The following is a 14,620-nucleotide window of genomic DNA, read 5'->3' as shown; positions in this document are numbered from 1 at the left end:
AAATTGGCCGGCAGGGCTGGCCCTTTCGCGGGTGAACCCGCTCCTACGACGGGCTGTGCCGGGCCATGGAGGTGTGTCACCGCGAATACGGGGGCGGGGGCAACGGTGGACGGCCGGTGGTAATTGGCCGGCAGGCCTGGCCCTTTCGCGGGTGAACCCGCTCCTACGACGAGCTGTGTCGAGCTATCGATGTGTGTCACCGCGAACACGGTAGCTGCGGCAACGGTGAACGGCTGGTGGAAATTGGCCGGCAGGGCTGGCCCTTTCGCGGGTGAACCCGCTCCTACGACGGGCTGTGCCGAGCCTCGATGTGTGTGTCCGGGAATGCGGGGGCGGCGGCAACGGTGGACGGCCGGTGGAAATTGGTCGGCAGGGCTGGCCCTTTCGCGGGTGAACCCGCTCCTACGACGGGCTGTGCCGAGCCATCGATGTGTGTCCCCCGCGAATACGGGGGCGGGGGCAACGGTGGACGGTTGGTGGAAATTGGTCGGCAGGGCTGGCCCTTTCGCGGGTGAACCCGCTCCTACGACGGGCTGTGCCCAGCCACCGATGTGTGTCACCGCGAACACGGTGGCGGCGGCAACGGTGGATAGCCGGTGGAAATTGGCCGGCAGGCCTGGCCCTTTCGGTCCACCGATGCCTGTGTCGAACCATTGATGTGGCTGCGCCCCCGATCCGTGTAGGAGCGGGTTTACCCGCGAATACGGTGGCGGCGGCAACGGTGGGCGGCCGGTGGAAATTGGCCGGCAGGCCCGGCCCTTTCGCGGGTGAACCCGATTACAAGGGCATGTGCCGGGCCATCGGTGCCGTGCAGGGGCGTTTAAACCTTCAACACCAACTTGCCAAAATTCTCCCCGCTGAACAGCTTCAACAAGGTCTCCGGGAAGGTTTCCAGCCCTTCCACCACATCCTCTTTGCTCTTCACCTGACCACTGGCCAACCAGCCGGCAATTTCCTGCGCGGCCTTGCCGTAGTCCTTGGTGTAATCCATCACCACAAAACCTTCCATGCGCGCGCGGTTCACCAGCAGCGACAGGTAGTTGGCCGGGCCTTTTACCGCTTCTTTGTTGTTGTACTGGCTGATCGCGCCGCAAATCACGATGCGTGCCTTGAAGTTGATGCGCGTCAGCACGGCATCGAGGATATCGCCGCCCACGTTGTCGAAGTACACGTCCACGCCTTTGGGGCATTCGCGCTTCAGGCCGGCCAGCACGTCTTCGGCCTTGTAGTCGATCACGCCGTCAAAGCCCAGCTCGTCCTTCAGGTACTGGCACTTTTCGGCACCGCCGGCAATGCCGACCACGCGGCAGCCTTTGATCTTGGCAATCTGCCCGACAATGCTGCCCACCGCACCGGCCGCGCCGGAAATGACCACGGTGTCGCCAGCCTTGGGTTGGCCGACCTCAAGCAGGGCGAAGTAGGCGGTCATGCCGGTCATGCCCAAGGCTGACAGGTAACGGGGCAGGGGGGCCAGCTTGGGGTCGATCTTGTGCAGGCCCTGGGGCTCGCCGGTGAAGTAGTCCTGCACACCGAGGGCGCCGCTCACGTGGTCGCCGGGCTGATAACCGGGGTGATTGGAGGCAATCACCTCACCGACACCCAGCGCACGCATTACCTGGCCCAGGGCCACGGGCGGGATGTAGGACTTGCCTTCGTTCATCCAGCCACGCATGGCCGGGTCCAGCGACAGGTACAGGTTGCGCACCAGTACCTGGCCTTCGCCGGGTTGTTCGGCGGGTACGGTCTCGAAGCTGAAGTCGTCACGGCGCACGGCGCCGACCGGGCGTTTGGCAAGCAGGAAGCGGCGGTTGGTCTGGGTCATGGCGGGTCCTTGTGGGCGGTGGAGGGCGTAAGGCTGTCAATCTACCTTGTTGATGAAGACGGTTCCTTAAAATCACTGACAAGCATGGTAGCCCAACCGTTGCTGTGATGATGCTGCCCGGCCGAGTGGTGGCTGACTATGCTCTGAACCCCACCCCAACCCTCACAGGAGCACGCGATGAGCATGACCTTTTCTGGCCAGGTAGCCCTGGTGACCGGCGCGGCTGCCGGCATCGGCCGGGCAACCGCCCTGGCGTTCGCCCACGAGGGCATGAAAGTGGTGGTGGCCGACCTCGACCCGGTCGGCGGCGAGGCCACCGTGGCGCAGATCCACGCGGCGGGCGGCGAAGCGCTGTTCATTGCCTGCGACGTGACCCGCGACGCCGAAGTGCGCCAGTTGCATGAGCGCCTGATTGCCGCATATGGCCGGCTGGACTACGCCTTCAACAACGCCGGGATCGAGATCGAGCAACACCGCCTGGCCGAAGGCAGCGAAGCGGAGTTCGATGCCATCATGGGCGTGAACGTGAAGGGCGTGTGGTTGTGCATGAAGTATCAGTTGCCCTTGTTGCTGGCCCAAGGCGGTGGGGCCATCGTCAATACCGCGTCGGTGGCGGGGCTTGGGGCAGCGCCGAAGATGAGCATCTACAGCGCCAGCAAGCATGCGGTCATCGGCCTGACCAAGTCGGCGGCCATCGAGTACGCCAAGAAGGGCATCCGCGTGAACGCCGTGTGCCCGGCCGTGATCGACACCGACATGTTCCGCCGCGCCTACCAGGCCGACCCGCGCAAGGCCGAGTTCGCCGCAGCCATGCACCCGGTAGGGCGCATTGGCAAGGTCGAGGAAATCGCCAGCGCCGTGCTGTACCTGTGCAGTGACGGCGCGGCGTTTACCACCGGGCATTGCCTGACGGTGGATGGTGGGGCTACGGCGATCTGAGTGGATGCCGTGCGGGCTGCTTCGTGGGCAAGCCCGCCCCTGACAAATGCGGCCACCAGGCCAAACCCTACGATGTCGCGCATGGACAGGAGGGTCGTGCCCAGGCCGTTCTGAGCAAGCCGGGCAGCCAGCCGGTCACCCGGCTAAAAGCTGACGCCTATTTTCAGGCCATACTCGTCACGGGTTTGTTCGTCCGAGTCGGTCATCAGGAACTGCCCGTCCAGTTCATAGTTGTAGCGGCTGAAGTAAAGCGAAGCGTATACCGGCACAGTACCGTGTTGGTTGAACAGCACGCTAAGTTCGGCAAAGGGGTTGGTGGTATCTTTCAAATCAACCTCTTCGTTGCTGATGCCATGTATTTTCAATTGCGAATCGCCATTGATAACCTGGCGTATGCCCGCTTCGAAACGCAAGGTGGCATTATTGAAGCGGTAATTGTACCCCGCCGCCAGTTTGGCGAACGGCGTGCGGTTGGTAAGGTCGATATCATGGCGGCTGGTATTGGGTTCCAACCGGTTCCATTTGTAACCGGCGCCCAGCAGCAGGTCGACTGAATGCCGTTCGGCCAGCGCCAACCGCCAACCCAGGTCCAGGTCGGCCTGGCCGTCCTTGAGCTTCTGGTCATGCTGTTTCGAGTACATGCCACTGGCCTCGGCCTGGTAGACAAGGCCTTGCCTGGCCGTCATCTTGTTGCCGAAGTTGATGAATAAGCCACCTTCGGGCATATCTTCGGTTTCATTATTACGGCCGTTGAGTTCCAGTTGGGTGTAGCTCCCTTGTAGGCCAAGGGTGAACAACGGGGCGGTGGAAGTTTCGGCATAGCCAACGGTTGGCACAGTAAACAGCAGCAACGGGGTGACCACAGCAGTAAATATGGCTGTTTTCATTGCAAACTCCAGGGTGCACTGCAGGTCCGGAGAACGGGCCAGTTACCGATCACGATAGCGACGTTTTTATTGTGTGCAGGGGTGTTTAAAAAAATTTCAATACCCCACTTTTGGCGCAAATTTAATGGCGTCAATAGTGTTCGATAAAGTGTGGATTGGAATAAATGAATGTTTCACTTGCGTCGATTTAATATGGGCAGGTGCCGTCGCAGGTTGAGGGACGGGCTATCATTGATGGCCTAGTGATATCTTTTACAGCTGGCACTGAAAGCGACCCTTTTGCAGCCAAAAACGACAAGACATAGCTATTTGACACTATTCTGACGCCAGGCCCTTGTTCATTGGCAGATAACGTTGCCACCCTTAGCCTTCGGGATAACCTCACTGGCTGAAAGGGGATCGGTGATGGGCACGAGCAAGCACGGTGTGCTGGCCAACCTGGGCATGGCCCGCAAACTTGGCCTGGGCTTTGCCTTGGTGCTGCTGCTGACGCTGGCGGTGGCGGCCATCGGCGTCGTGGCGTTGCAAAGCGTTGGCCAGCGCTTCGACAGCTTGCGTCAGCTGGCCCAGTTCAATACCGACTTGCTGCGCTTGCGCGAGCATGAGCAGGCGTTTGCCCTGCGCTCCGACATGCAGCAGGCCGACGCTTTGCGTGGCGGCCTGCAGGGTTTGGTCGAACGCGCCCGGGGCCTGCCGGCGCTGGCGGCGGCGCAAACCGATCTTGCCGCCTATGGCCAGGCATTCGAAGCCTTTGTCGAGGCCGTGCAAGCCAAGGAGCTGGCGCTGGACATGGCCAGCTGGTCGGTTTCCAACGTGTCCAACAACCTTGATGTGCTGCAGGCCGGCCTGGCCGATGACGGCGTGTACACCCTCAAGCAGTCCCAGGGCCAGCAGGGTGGCGAGTTTCTTGAGCAAGCCGCGCAGGTGGCCCAGGTGTCGCGGCTGATGCTGCAGGCCATGGACGAAGCACGGGTACGCCTGGAAAAAAGCCGCAAGGGCGAGGAGGGTGTGAGCCAGGAGCGTATTGCCCAGACGGTGGAGGCCGCTGGCCTGGTCAGCCAGTTGCAAGGCGCGGTTGGCGATGCCGGTTACCAGAGTGTGTTGGGCGAAGTGGCGGGGCACATTGGCAGTTTCTCGGAAAAACTCAACGAATACACCGACCAGCTGGCCCGCGAGCAGGGGCTTAAGGCGCAGTTGCAAGCCAGCGCCGAGCGGGTTACCGGGCGTGTCGACCAAGCCTATCTTGGGCAGGAGCAGGCCCTGCAAGGCGAGCTGCAGCGCAATGCCATCGCCATCGGCCTGGCCACGGCGCTGGCGTTGCTTGTCGGCGTGTTGGCGGCCTGGCTGATTACCCGCGCTGTGGTCGGCCCGTTGAAGCATGTGATCGCCCGCGCCCAGCGCATTGCGGCGGGTGAACTGGGCTTCGACGCCCAGGCGCCGCGCCGGGATGAGGTGGGGCAACTGATGCAGGCCATGCAGCAGATGGCGGCGGGGCTCTCGGGCATTGTCAGTGGCTTGCAGCAGGGTATCGAACAATTGGCCGGCAGCGCCCAGGCGTTGTCGACGGTGACTGAGCAGACCAACCGCGAGGTGGGCAGCCAGAAGGAGGAAACCGAACAGGTGGCGACCGCCATGCAGCAGATGACTGCCACCGTGCACGATGTGGCGCGCAATGCCGAGGAGGCGGCGCAGGCGGCCCAGGCCGCGGACGAGAAGGTCGACACCGGCCAGCAGGTGGTGCGCCAGAGCATGCAGCGCATCGAGCAGCTGGCGTCGGCGGCAGAAGCTGCCAGCGCCGGCATCGACAGCCTCAGTGCCGAAATCCACACCATCGGTGACGTGCTGGAAGTGATCAAGAGCGTGGCCGAGCAAACCAACCTGCTGGCGCTGAATGCCGCCATCGAGGCTGCCCGCGCCGGCGAGCAGGGGCGCGGCTTTGCCGTGGTGGCCGATGAAGTGCGCGCGCTGGCGCGGCGTACCCGGCAATCCACCGAACAGATCGAGACCTTGGTGGCCAGCCTGCGCGGCAATGCCCAACAGTCGGTGGCGCAGATCCGCGGCAGTACCGAGCTGGTGCGGCTGGCCGTGGCCGATGCACTGCAGACCGAAAGTGCGCTGGGCAGCATTGCCGCAGCGGTGTCATTGATTCAGCAGATGAACCAGCAGATTGCCGCAGCCGCCGAGCAGCAGAGTTCGGTGGCGGAAGAGATCAGCCGCAGTGTCACGCAGATTCGCGGCAGTGCGGACCAGGCGGCATTGGCGATGCAGGACAATGCCCGGTCCAGTGTCGAGCTGGCGCAGCTGGGCACTGATTTGAAGGGCATGGTGGGGCATTTCAGGTTGTAATCTCGTTGTCTGTGCCGGCCCATTCGCGGGTTTTGTGATTTCCCGTCGTAGGAGCGGGTTTGCCCGCGAAGAGGCCACCACAGGCAACAAATACCCTCACCCCCTACGCGGGTTAAGAATCACCAAAGCCAACACCCCCGCCACAATCCCCCAGAACGCCGAACCAATCGAGAACAAGGTCAGCCCCGAAGCGGTCACCATAAAGGTGATCACTGCTGCCTCCCGCTCGCGCGCCTCGTTCATGGCCACGGTCAAACCGTTCATGATCGAACCAAACAGCGCCAGTGCCGCAATCGACAGCACCAGTTCTTTCGGCAATGCCGCGAACAGTGCCGCCAAGGTGGCCCCGAATACCCCGGCAATGCCGTAGAAAATCCCGCACCACACCGCCGCGGTGTAGCGTTTGCCCGGGTCTTCATGGGCATGCGGCCCGGTGCAGATCGCCGCGCTGATCGCCGCCAGGTTGACCCCGTGCGAGCCGAACGGCGCCAGCAGCAGCGAGGCAAAGCCAGTGGCCGAAATCAGCGGCGAGGCCGGTACCTGGTAGCCGTCGGCACGCAGGACGGCCACGCCGGGCATGTTCTGTGAGGTCATGGCCACCACGAACAGCGGAATGCCGATGCTGATGGTTGCCGCCAGCGAGAAGCTTGGGGTGGTCCACACCGGCTTGGCCACTTCCAGGTGGAAGCCGCTGAAGTCCAGCAGGCCCAACGCGCCGGACAATGCCGTGCCCACCAGCAGCGCGGCCAGCACGCAATAACGCGGCGACAGGCGCTTGACCAGCAGATAGCTGAAGAACATGCCCAGCACCAGCAGCGTGCGGTGCTGCGCTGCCACGAAGATTTCGCTGCCGATCTTGAACAGGATGCCCGCCAGCAGTGCCGAGGCCAGCGAGGCCGGGATGCGTTTGACCAGGCGCTCGAAGCTGCCGGTCAGGCCGCACACCAGCACTAGCAAGGCGCAGGTGATGTAGGCGCCAATGGCTTCGCCATAGCTGACCCCACCCAGGCTGGTGATCAGCAGCGCCGCGCCGGGGGTGGACCAGGCGACGGTGATCGGTGTGCGGTAGCGTAGCGACAGGCCGATGCTGCATACCGCCATGCCGATCGACAGCGCCCAGATCCAGGACGAGATCTGCGCGGTGGTCAGCCCGGCCGCCTGGCCGGCCTGGAACATCAGCACCAGCGAACTGGTATAGCCGGTGAGCATGGCAATGAAGCCGGCGACCACCGCCGAGGGGGAGGTGTCTGCCAGGGGCCGCAGGCGTGCGGAAGTGGCATCGGTCATGAACAAAATCCTTGTAAAGGTGTAAGCAGTTTTTTCAGACTACAGCGAGCAAGGTTGATCCTTGCCATACAGCGGCCATTGCTTTTAGCCGTACAGTCGCCAAATATTGGGCGCAATTGCGAAACTGCTTTGCAGGGAGGGTCGATGTACAAGGTTTATGGCGACTACCAGTCGGGTAACTGTTACAAGGTCAAGCTCATGTTGAGCCTGCTGGGCCGGCCGTATGAATGGCACCCGGTGGACATTCTCAAGGGTGAGACCGAAACGCCCGAGTTTCTGGCGATGAACCCTAACGGCAAGGTACCGGTGCTGGAACTGGAAGACGGTAGCTACCTGTGGGAGTCCAACGCCATTCTCAACTACCTGGCCGATGGCAGCGAGTTCCTGCCCAGCGAGCCGCGCCTACGTACCCAGGTGCTGCAGTGGCAGTTTTTCGAGCAGTACAGCCATGAGCCTTACATTGCCGTGGCGCGGTTCATCCAGTTCTACCTGGGGCTGCCGGACGAGCGCCTGGACGAGTACCGCAAGTTGCACAAGGGCGGTTACAAGGCGCTGAAGGTGATGGAGCGACAGTTGCAGATGACGCCTTACCTGGTGGGTGAGCAGTACTCGATTGCCGATGTGGCGTTGTATGCCTACACCCATGTGGCGCAGCAGGGCGGGTTCGACCTGGCAGAGTATCCGGCGGTAAGGGCCTGGCTTGAGCGGGTCAGCAGCCACCCGCGGCATGTGCCGATGGTGGGCTGAAAACCGACCTGTTTTCCAGGCTTGTGGGAGCGGGCGTGCCCGCGAACACGGGCGCAGCCCGTGCCAACCACCGCGGTGCCTGCTTCGCGGGCTCGCCCGCTCCCACAAGGGATCTGCAGCGTCAGTCAGATGGCAGCAAATCGCTTATTCCGGCGGTTAGGGTCTGGCTTGAGCGGGTCAGCAGCCACCCGCGGCATGTGCCGATGGTGGGTTGAAAACCGACCTGTTCTCCAGGCTTGTGGGAGCGGGCGTGCCCGCGAACACGGGCGCAGCCCGTGCCAACCACCGCGGTGCCTGCTTCGCGGGCTCGCCCACTCCCACAAGGGATCTGCAGCGTCAGTCAGATGGCGGCAAACCGCTCATCCAGGTAAGCGATGATTGCCTTGGACTCATACATCCAGGTCACCTTGCCGGCTTCTTCAATGCGCAGGCATGGCACTTTCACCCGGCCGCCACCTTCTTGCAGGGCCTGGCGGTGCACCGGGTCGTTCTTGGCGTCGCGCAGCGCCACCGGCACGTTCAACCTGTGCAGGGTGCGGCGGGTTTTGACGCAGAACGGGCAGGCGTGGAACTGGTACAGCGCCAGCCCCTTGGCCGCTTGCTCGATGCGGGCCTGGGCGGCGGCGTCGCGTTTGCGCTTGGCCGGGCGGCTGATCCAGTCACCGAAGACGATGAGCTGGCCGAGGCCAACCCGCAGGGCTTTGACGATCATGGGCAACTCCTGAAATGCAAAAGCCGACCTTGAAGGGTCGGCTCGGGGTCAGCAACCAATCACTTGATCAGGCTGAGGAACTCGCTACGGGTGGCGGCGTTGTCGCGGAACTCACCCAGCATCACCGAGGTGATCATGGTCGAATTCTGCTTCTCGACACCGCGCATCATCATGCACATGTGCTTGGCTTCGACCACCACGGCTACACCCGCGGCACCGGTTACCTGCTGCACGGCTTCGGCGATCTGGCGGCTGAGGTTTTCCTGGATCTGCAGGCGGCGGGCGTACATGTCGACGATACGTGCCACCTTGGACAGGCCCAGTACCTTGCCCTTCGGCAGGTAGGCAACGTGTGCCTTGCCAATGAACGGCAGCATGTGGTGTTCGCACATCGAATACAGCTCGATGTCCCGGACCAGCACCATTTCGCTGTTGTCAGAGCTGAACAAAGCGTTGTTGGTGACTTCTTCCAGTGTTTGCTCATAACCGCGGCAAAGGTACTTCATCGCCTTTGCAGCCCGCTTGGGCGTGTCGAGCAGGCCCTCACGGGAGACGTCCTCGCCAATCTGGCTGAGGATCTCGGTGTAGTTCTGTTCCAGGGACATGGATCTACCTGTGGGAAAAAATCGCAAAAACGAAGGGTACGGCGGTGAGGGCGGCGCTGCAAGCGCGGCGTTACTCGTCGCGGCCTTCGAGCATGGTTCGCTTCAGCATCACATACACCGCGCCGGTGCCGCCGTGGCGGGCACTGCACGAGGCAAAACCGAGCACTTGCGGGTGCTGGCGTAGCCAGGTGTTGACGTGGCTTTTGATCATCGGGCGCTTGCCGTCCAGGCGCGCGGCCTTGCCGTGGGTCACCCGCACGCAGCGCACCTCCAGTCTGGTGGCTTCGGCGATGAAGTCCCACAAGGTTTCGCGGGCCTTTTCCACCGTCATGCCGTGCAGGTCGAGGCTGCCCTCGAACGGAATCTGCCCCAGCTTCAGCTTGCGCAGCTGGCCTTCCTGCACGCCATCGCGGCGCCACATCAGCTCGTCTTCGGCGCCTACGTCGATGACGAACTGGTCGGACATGCCATCGATGACCAAAGCCTTGTCACTGCGCACGGTCGCCGCCTGGCGCAGGCCGGCCAGCTTCTGGCGGTCGGCCTTGGGCTTGCCGACGTCGGCACGGTCGTGGCGGATCGGCTTTACGCCGCGCACTTCGGCCTTGAACAGGGAAAAATCGTCGTCTTGCATGATGCCTCCACGTAGGCGGCGTAGTTTACGCGACTGTGGGGCCGTGTGCAGCCTGTGCGGGCCTCTTCGCGGGTGAACCCGCTCCTACGGGGATTGCACATGGCTTCAGGCCGATGCGATCGGGGTGGGCCTTGTGTCGCGAAAGGGGTGCGCAGCGCCCCCGAGGATTTCAGCTTCACTGCATGAGTTGCCGGGGCAGCCTGTGCGGGCCTCTTCGCGGGTGAACCCGCTCCTACCGGGATGTCACAGAGCCTGAAGGCGGCGGGGTACCTGTAGGAGCGGGTTTACCCGCGAAGAGGCCCGCACAGGTTACGCAAAACCATCAATCGTGCTTCTTCATCAGGTGCGGCGACAGGTTAAGCTCCCGCCCGCGGCGCAAGCGGATACGGCTGCGCCGCCAGAAGCGCACACCCAGCCATAGCAATACCAGGCCCGCCACGGTCAGGGTGCCGGACAACGGTTTGTTGGCATTCAGTTCCTGCAGGGCAGGGTAGTTGCCCAGCAGCCCGGCGACGCCGGCCATGGCCAGCAATACGCCCAGCGTCGCCAGCAGGGCCGACAGGCCGGCCGCCAGGCGGGCGCCCCAGTTACGCGGTTCGCGCGGGCGCAGGCGCTTGGCGTCGAAACTGCCTTTAAGCTTCATTCCGCTCTCCTCGGTGGATATCCGGAATTCGACCTGCTGCTGCCCATCGGGTTCCGCCCGGCTGCCGGGCGGTCCTGCAAGCCGCTCAGATCAGGCTCGCGGTGGGTGCGACGCAAGCGAAGTTGTCAGCCATCACGGCCATTTCGCACTGGTGAATCTGCGCGGCCGGAATGACGCCGTCCTTGAATGCCAGGTCGCGGGTGGCCGACGCGTCTTCTACCAGGGTGCACCGATAACCATAGTCCTTGGCGCGGCGAACGGTGGTGCTGACGCTGGAATGGCTCATGAAACCACAGACGATCAGGTCCAGGTGGCCCAGCTCCTGCAAAGTTTCGTGCAGCTTGGTGTTCTTGAACGCGTTGGGCATGCGTTTTTCGATGACGATTTCACCTTCCAGCGGCTCCAGCCCCGGAATGAACTGGCCAGCCGGCCCCTGGGGGTCGAAGCGGCCACCAACAGTGCCCAGGTGGCGAACATGGATGATCGGACGGCCGCTTTTACGGGCGGCGTCGAGCAACCTGGCGATGTTGGCCACGGCCTCGTCCATGCCCGACAGCTTCAGGGGACCACTGAGGTACTCCTTTTGTGCATCGATGATGATCAGGCTGGCGTGGCTCAGCTTGGCCGGCGGATAGTCGCGGCCAGTGAGGCGAAACATCGTGGTTGGAACGGACATCAAGGGCTCCTTGGATAGGGCTTTTGTATACCTATTCTCCCCTGCCTTGGCGCCAATGGGAATGGTTGACAACGCAAGCGGCGTGGTTACTGGCCTGTGGCTAGCCTTTGGGCAAGGCAAAGGAACAAATGTGCGGGTGGGGCTGTTAGACTTTTGTCCGGTCTGAAAATAGGAGTACCCCGTGATCACATCTCGTCTGCGCACGCTGCGCGACTACATCCGCTGGGCGGTCAGCCGCTTCCACGAGCATGACCTGTTCTTCGGTCACGGTGCCGACAACGCCTGGGACGAAGCCCGCCTGCTGGTGCTGGGTGCGGTGCACCTGCCATGGGAGGTGGCCGACAGCTACCTGGACTGCATGCTCGAGGACGATGAGCGGGTACGCCTTCAGCACCTGCTCAAACGCCGTATCGAAGAACGTGTACCGGCCGCCTACCTGCTGGGCGAGGCCTGGTTCTGCGGCATGTCGTTCATCGTCGACGAGCGGGTGCTGGTACCGCGTTCGCCCATTGGTGAGCTGATCGAAAAACGTTTCGAGCCGTGGCTGGCCAGCGAGCCGGCGCGCATTCTGGACCTGTGCACGGGGTCGGGTTGCATCGGCATCGTCGCCGCCGACGTGTTCCCCGAGGCCGAGGTGGTGTTGGCCGACCTGTCGTTCCAGGCCCTTGAAGTGGCCAACCAGAACATCGAGCGCCATGGCCTGGACGGGCGCGTGTACACTGTGCAGGGCGATGGCTTTGGCGGTTTGCCGGGGCAGCGTTTCGACCTGATCCTGTCCAACCCGCCGTATGTCGATGCCGAAGACTTCGACGACATGCCGGCCGAGTACCACCATGAGCCCGAGCTGGGCCTGGCCTGCGGCAGCGACGGCCTGGACCTGGTACGGCGGATGCTGGCCGAAGCGGCTGACCACCTGACCGAGAAGGGATTGCTGATTGTCGAAGTGGGCAACAGCCAGGTGCATGTCGAGGCGTTGTACCCCGAGGTGGACTTTGCCTGGCTGGAATTCGAGCGTGGCGGGCATGGGGTGTTCATGCTCACCGCTGAGCAGTGCCGCCAGCATCAGGAATTGTTCAAGGCCCGCGTTTAGGCTGTTTGGGGCTGCTATGCAGCCCATCGCGACACAAGCGTTATCCGTGTGGGTTTACCCGCGAAGAATACACCGCGGTGGATGGCACGGGCTTCGCCCGTGTTCGCGGGCAAGCCCGCTCCCACACGAATCGTGCCAACTTTTAGAAATTGAGCAAGACACAAGCGGCCTTGTGTCGCGAAGCGGCCCCAGTCTCCACCAGCTGATGCGGTCTTAGCGGGTAGCAATCCAGATCAACAGCCCTGCCTGGAACACGGCAAACGCCACCAGGCAGGTAATGGTGAAACGCAATCCGCCGTCTTCGCGCTGGTATTTGGCCACGCGCTCATCCCGCTCGCGCAGTTGCCCTTCCTTTTCCTGCAGTTGCTGGTCAGCCTGCTGCAGCAGGTTGGCGGCATCCAGAATCTCCACCCGCTGCAGGCGCTCGCTGCTCCAGGCGGCCTTCAGCTGGCCCACTGTCATATCCGCGATACGGCCCTTCAGGTGCTGGCTGTCCTCGTACTGCACCTCGATACCCACCCCGCGCAAGCACTGGTCTCGGCGCAGGCGTGAGTCCTCGTTCAGGGCGTCCTTGCTCGGCAGCGCCATGCCTTCCACCCGGTAGTGCGACCACTTGCGCTGCAACCACTGAGCGGCCTGGGCCAGCATGAAACGGCCGATGCCACGGTTCACCGGTTCCAGTTGCAGGCCATGTTCATTGCCAATGCGCACCAGGCGCTCGGCATGGTCGACGCGGATGTCCAGGCGGTTCTGCTCTTTGTGCACTTTCTGCCCAGGCAACTGGATTTCCATGCGCAGCAGGCTGTGTGCCTTGTCATGGCGCTCGGCATAGCCGAACTGCACAAAACGCAGCGGCCGCGCGCCGGTGCTGCGGTCGGTCGGCAGTGCTGCCAGGCGTAGCAGCTGGAAATGTTCGGCGGTCAGCTCGGCCCAGGGCAGGGCGGGGATTTCCTGGGGTTCTTCGGCCGGCTCGACGGCGGTGGGGGAGGTGGTCATCAGGGCTTGTCCTCAGCTATGCCTGCTGTATCGGCAGGCATGGCTGAGACCTGAGCCTGTTTGACCTACGCCGAAGGCAAATGCTGGATGAACGTCACAATTCGCTCGCCCAGCTCCCGCGCCAGCGGCAGCTCGGGGTTGAGGTAGCTGTCGCGCTGCTGGCTCATGCCCTTGGGGCTGATGCGCAGCATGTGGTTCATGCCATCGATCAGGACCAGTTGTGCATCTGGCTTGGCCGCTTTCAGCCGTTGGGCGTCGGCCACGTCCACCTGCACGTCGTTGCGCCCCTGCACGATCAGCGCGGGCATGGGCAGGCGGGCAAAGGCGGCTGCCGGGTTTTGCTGGAACAGCGAAATCAGGTACGGCTGCACGCTGGGGCGAAACACCTGGCGCAACGGCGCAGGTACATCCAGGCTGGTCTGCCCGGCCTGCAGGCGGTCGAGCAGGGCGCTGCCACCGGCCAGTTGCGCGGGCGGCAGGCGCTGGGCCAGTTGTTCGTGCAGCACCTCGGCCAGCGGCCGGCCGCTGCCGGCCAGGGTGATGACTGCGCTGGCGCCCGCCTGCTCGGCGGCCAGGCTGGCAATCAGTGCGCCTTCGCTGTGGCCAATCAGGATCAGCGGGCCGAAGCGCGGGTCGGCTTTGAGCTTGTGGCTCCAGGCGACCACATCGGCCACATAGCGCTCCACGCTGAGGTCACGCTCGTCAGGCGTGGCCGGCTGGCTGGCGGCCACCCCGCGTTTGTCGTAACGCACGCTGGCAATGTGTTCGTTGGCCAGCAGCAGGGCCAGGCGCTTCAGGTTGTCGACCCGGCCCGAAGCCGGGTTGTTGCCGTCGCGGTCGGTGGGGCCGGAGCCGGCGATGATCAGCACCACTGGCGGCGGGGTGGCCTGTTGCGGCAGCAGCAGGCTGCCGTGCAGCACGCCCTGGCCGGTGTCCAGGTCGATCGGGCGTTGCAGTACAGTGGGGGCGGCGGCCTGGGCCAGGCCGGTGCACAGCAGGAAGAGCAAGGCGACGAGGCGCGACATCATGCGGTACTACATGGGGAGATGTGGGTTTGACCCAATGTTCGCAGGAAGGTTCTGGGGGGCGAATTGCAGGTTCGGCCCTTTCGCGGGCACGCCCGCTCCCACAGGTATTTCACAGCATTTGGATCTGTGGTGATCCTGTGGGAGCGGGCATGCCCGCGAAGAGGCCCGCACAGGCGATCAAACCATCTGTATACTGCTGCTTTCGTCCATT

Annotated in this window: 14 protein-coding genes and 2 pseudogenes; 6 read left to right on the top strand and 10 right to left on the bottom strand. The window is 63.3% G+C overall.

Translation table 11 applies throughout. The features are described 5' to 3' along the window. Nucleotides 1-820: 820 nt before the first annotated feature. Complete coding sequence (locus AC3RCM_RS20545; protein WP_064491202.1) at nucleotides 821-1,822, bottom strand: NADP-dependent oxidoreductase; 1,002 nt, start codon at nucleotides 1,820-1,822, stop codon at nucleotides 821-823. Nucleotides 1,823-1,999: 177 nt separating this feature from the next. On the opposite strand from AC3RCM_RS20545, the gene AC3RCM_RS20540 reads away from it, so the two are divergent. Beyond that, complete coding sequence (locus tag AC3RCM_RS20540) at nucleotides 2,000-2,761, top strand: SDR family oxidoreductase (protein ID WP_064491201.1); 762 nt, start codon at nucleotides 2,000-2,002, stop codon at nucleotides 2,759-2,761. Between the two features lie 143 nt (nucleotides 2,762-2,904). Here AC3RCM_RS20540 and AC3RCM_RS20535 read toward each other — a convergent pair whose 3' ends face one another. Further along, nucleotides 2,905-3,648, bottom strand: coding sequence for a hypothetical protein (locus tag AC3RCM_RS20535; protein ID WP_492629102.1), 744 nt, complete (start codon nucleotides 3,646-3,648; stop codon nucleotides 2,905-2,907). Nucleotides 3,649-4,053: 405 nt separating this feature from the next. Here AC3RCM_RS20535 and AC3RCM_RS20530 point away from each other — a divergent pair. After that, nucleotides 4,054-5,085: pseudogene (locus AC3RCM_RS20530) on the top strand (methyl-accepting chemotaxis protein); the annotation flags it as partial. Nucleotides 5,086-5,112: 27 nt separating this feature from the next. After that, nucleotides 5,113-5,994, top strand: coding sequence for a methyl-accepting chemotaxis protein (locus AC3RCM_RS20525; RefSeq protein WP_371264248.1), 882 nt, complete (start codon nucleotides 5,113-5,115; stop codon nucleotides 5,992-5,994). Nucleotides 5,995-6,090: 96 nt separating this feature from the next. On the opposite strand, the gene AC3RCM_RS20520 is transcribed toward AC3RCM_RS20525, so the two are convergent. Then, nucleotides 6,091-7,281, bottom strand: a complete 1,191-nt coding sequence (locus AC3RCM_RS20520) for a benzoate/H(+) symporter BenE family transporter (RefSeq protein ID WP_104887196.1) — start codon at nucleotides 7,279-7,281, stop codon at nucleotides 6,091-6,093. Nucleotides 7,282-7,425: 144 nt separating this feature from the next. On the opposite strand from AC3RCM_RS20520, the gene AC3RCM_RS20515 reads away from it, so the two are divergent. Together AC3RCM_RS20515 and AC3RCM_RS20510 are read left to right on the top strand one after the other, a co-directional pair. Next, nucleotides 7,426-8,028 (top strand): glutathione S-transferase family protein, encoded by a 603-nt coding sequence (locus AC3RCM_RS20515; protein ID WP_104887197.1) that lies wholly within the window; start codon nucleotides 7,426-7,428, stop codon nucleotides 8,026-8,028. A 149-nt stretch (nucleotides 8,029-8,177) separates the two neighbouring features. Continuing rightward, nucleotides 8,178-8,243: pseudogene (locus tag AC3RCM_RS20510) on the top strand (glutathione S-transferase family protein); the annotation flags it as partial. Between the two features lie 125 nt (nucleotides 8,244-8,368). Here the strand turns inward: AC3RCM_RS20510 and AC3RCM_RS20505 are convergent. From AC3RCM_RS20505 to AC3RCM_RS20485, 5 genes are all read right to left on the bottom strand, one after another. Further along, nucleotides 8,369-8,740 (bottom strand): glutaredoxin family protein, encoded by a 372-nt coding sequence (locus AC3RCM_RS20505; protein ID WP_010952857.1) that lies wholly within the window; start codon nucleotides 8,738-8,740, stop codon nucleotides 8,369-8,371. A 59-nt stretch (nucleotides 8,741-8,799) separates the two neighbouring features. After that, nucleotides 8,800-9,345: a GTP cyclohydrolase I FolE gene (gene folE, locus AC3RCM_RS20500; RefSeq protein WP_003252789.1), complete on the bottom strand. Its 546-nt coding sequence runs from the start codon at nucleotides 9,343-9,345 to the stop codon at nucleotides 8,800-8,802. A 70-nt stretch (nucleotides 9,346-9,415) separates the two neighbouring features. Then, complete coding sequence (locus AC3RCM_RS20495; RefSeq protein WP_104887198.1) at nucleotides 9,416-9,976, bottom strand: Smr/MutS family protein; 561 nt, start codon at nucleotides 9,974-9,976, stop codon at nucleotides 9,416-9,418. A gap of 322 nt (nucleotides 9,977-10,298) precedes the next feature. After that, nucleotides 10,299-10,619, bottom strand: a complete 321-nt coding sequence (locus tag AC3RCM_RS20490; RefSeq protein WP_020190529.1) for a hypothetical protein — start codon at nucleotides 10,617-10,619, stop codon at nucleotides 10,299-10,301. A gap of 85 nt (nucleotides 10,620-10,704) precedes the next feature. Next, nucleotides 10,705-11,295 (bottom strand): cysteine hydrolase family protein, encoded by a 591-nt coding sequence (locus AC3RCM_RS20485; protein WP_003252796.1) that lies wholly within the window; start codon nucleotides 11,293-11,295, stop codon nucleotides 10,705-10,707. A 181-nt stretch (nucleotides 11,296-11,476) separates the two neighbouring features. Between AC3RCM_RS20485 and prmB the strand changes: the two genes are divergently transcribed. Next, nucleotides 11,477-12,385: a 50S ribosomal protein L3 N(5)-glutamine methyltransferase gene (gene prmB, locus AC3RCM_RS20480; RefSeq protein ID WP_020190530.1), complete on the top strand. Its 909-nt coding sequence runs from the start codon at nucleotides 11,477-11,479 to the stop codon at nucleotides 12,383-12,385. Nucleotides 12,386-12,598: 213 nt separating this feature from the next. Here prmB and AC3RCM_RS20475 read toward each other — a convergent pair whose 3' ends face one another. Next, entirely contained in the window at nucleotides 12,599-13,381 is a 783-nt protein-coding gene (locus tag AC3RCM_RS20475) for a hypothetical protein (protein ID WP_020193726.1), read from the bottom strand. A gap of 65 nt (nucleotides 13,382-13,446) precedes the next feature. After that, complete coding sequence (locus tag AC3RCM_RS20470; RefSeq protein WP_064492980.1) at nucleotides 13,447-14,409, bottom strand: alpha/beta hydrolase; 963 nt, start codon at nucleotides 14,407-14,409, stop codon at nucleotides 13,447-13,449. Nucleotides 14,410-14,620 lie beyond the last annotated feature (211 nt).

It is taken from the genome of Pseudomonas sp. GW823-FHT05G12, assembly GCF_058795575.1.
Note: the sequence above shows the minus strand (reverse complement) of the source record. Positions and strands in the feature narration are given on the sequence as shown.

Bases quoted from the DNA above. Each gene is read 5' to 3' on its own strand.
- AC3RCM_RS20545 (WP_064491202.1), bottom strand. From the start codon at position 1,822: ATGACCCAGACCAACCGCCGCTTCCTGCTTGCCAAACGCCCGGTCGGC.
- AC3RCM_RS20540 (WP_064491201.1), top strand. From the start codon at position 2,000: ATGAGCATGACCTTTTCTGGCCAGGTAGCCCTGGTGACCGGCGCGGCT.
- AC3RCM_RS20535 (WP_492629102.1), bottom strand. From the start codon at position 3,648: ATGAAAACAGCCATATTTACTGCTGTGGTCACCCCGTTGCTGCTGTTT.
- AC3RCM_RS20525 (WP_371264248.1), top strand. From the start codon at position 5,113: ATGCAGGCCATGCAGCAGATGGCGGCGGGGCTCTCGGGCATTGTCAGT.
- AC3RCM_RS20520 (WP_104887196.1), bottom strand. From the start codon at position 7,281: ATGACCGATGCCACTTCCGCACGCCTGCGGCCCCTGGCAGACACCTCC.
- AC3RCM_RS20515 (WP_104887197.1), top strand. From the start codon at position 7,426: ATGTACAAGGTTTATGGCGACTACCAGTCGGGTAACTGTTACAAGGTC.
- AC3RCM_RS20505 (WP_010952857.1), bottom strand. From the start codon at position 8,740: ATGATCGTCAAAGCCCTGCGGGTTGGCCTCGGCCAGCTCATCGTCTTC.
- folE (WP_003252789.1), bottom strand. From the start codon at position 9,345: ATGTCCCTGGAACAGAACTACACCGAGATCCTCAGCCAGATTGGCGAG.
- AC3RCM_RS20495 (WP_104887198.1), bottom strand. From the start codon at position 9,976: ATGCAAGACGACGATTTTTCCCTGTTCAAGGCCGAAGTGCGCGGCGTA.
- AC3RCM_RS20490 (WP_020190529.1), bottom strand. From the start codon at position 10,619: ATGAAGCTTAAAGGCAGTTTCGACGCCAAGCGCCTGCGCCCGCGCGAA.
- AC3RCM_RS20485 (WP_003252796.1), bottom strand. From the start codon at position 11,295: ATGTCCGTTCCAACCACGATGTTTCGCCTCACTGGCCGCGACTATCCG.
- AC3RCM_RS20475 (WP_020193726.1), bottom strand. From the start codon at position 13,381: ATGACCACCTCCCCCACCGCCGTCGAGCCGGCCGAAGAACCCCAGGAA.
- AC3RCM_RS20470 (WP_064492980.1), bottom strand. From the start codon at position 14,409: ATGATGTCGCGCCTCGTCGCCTTGCTCTTCCTGCTGTGCACCGGCCTG.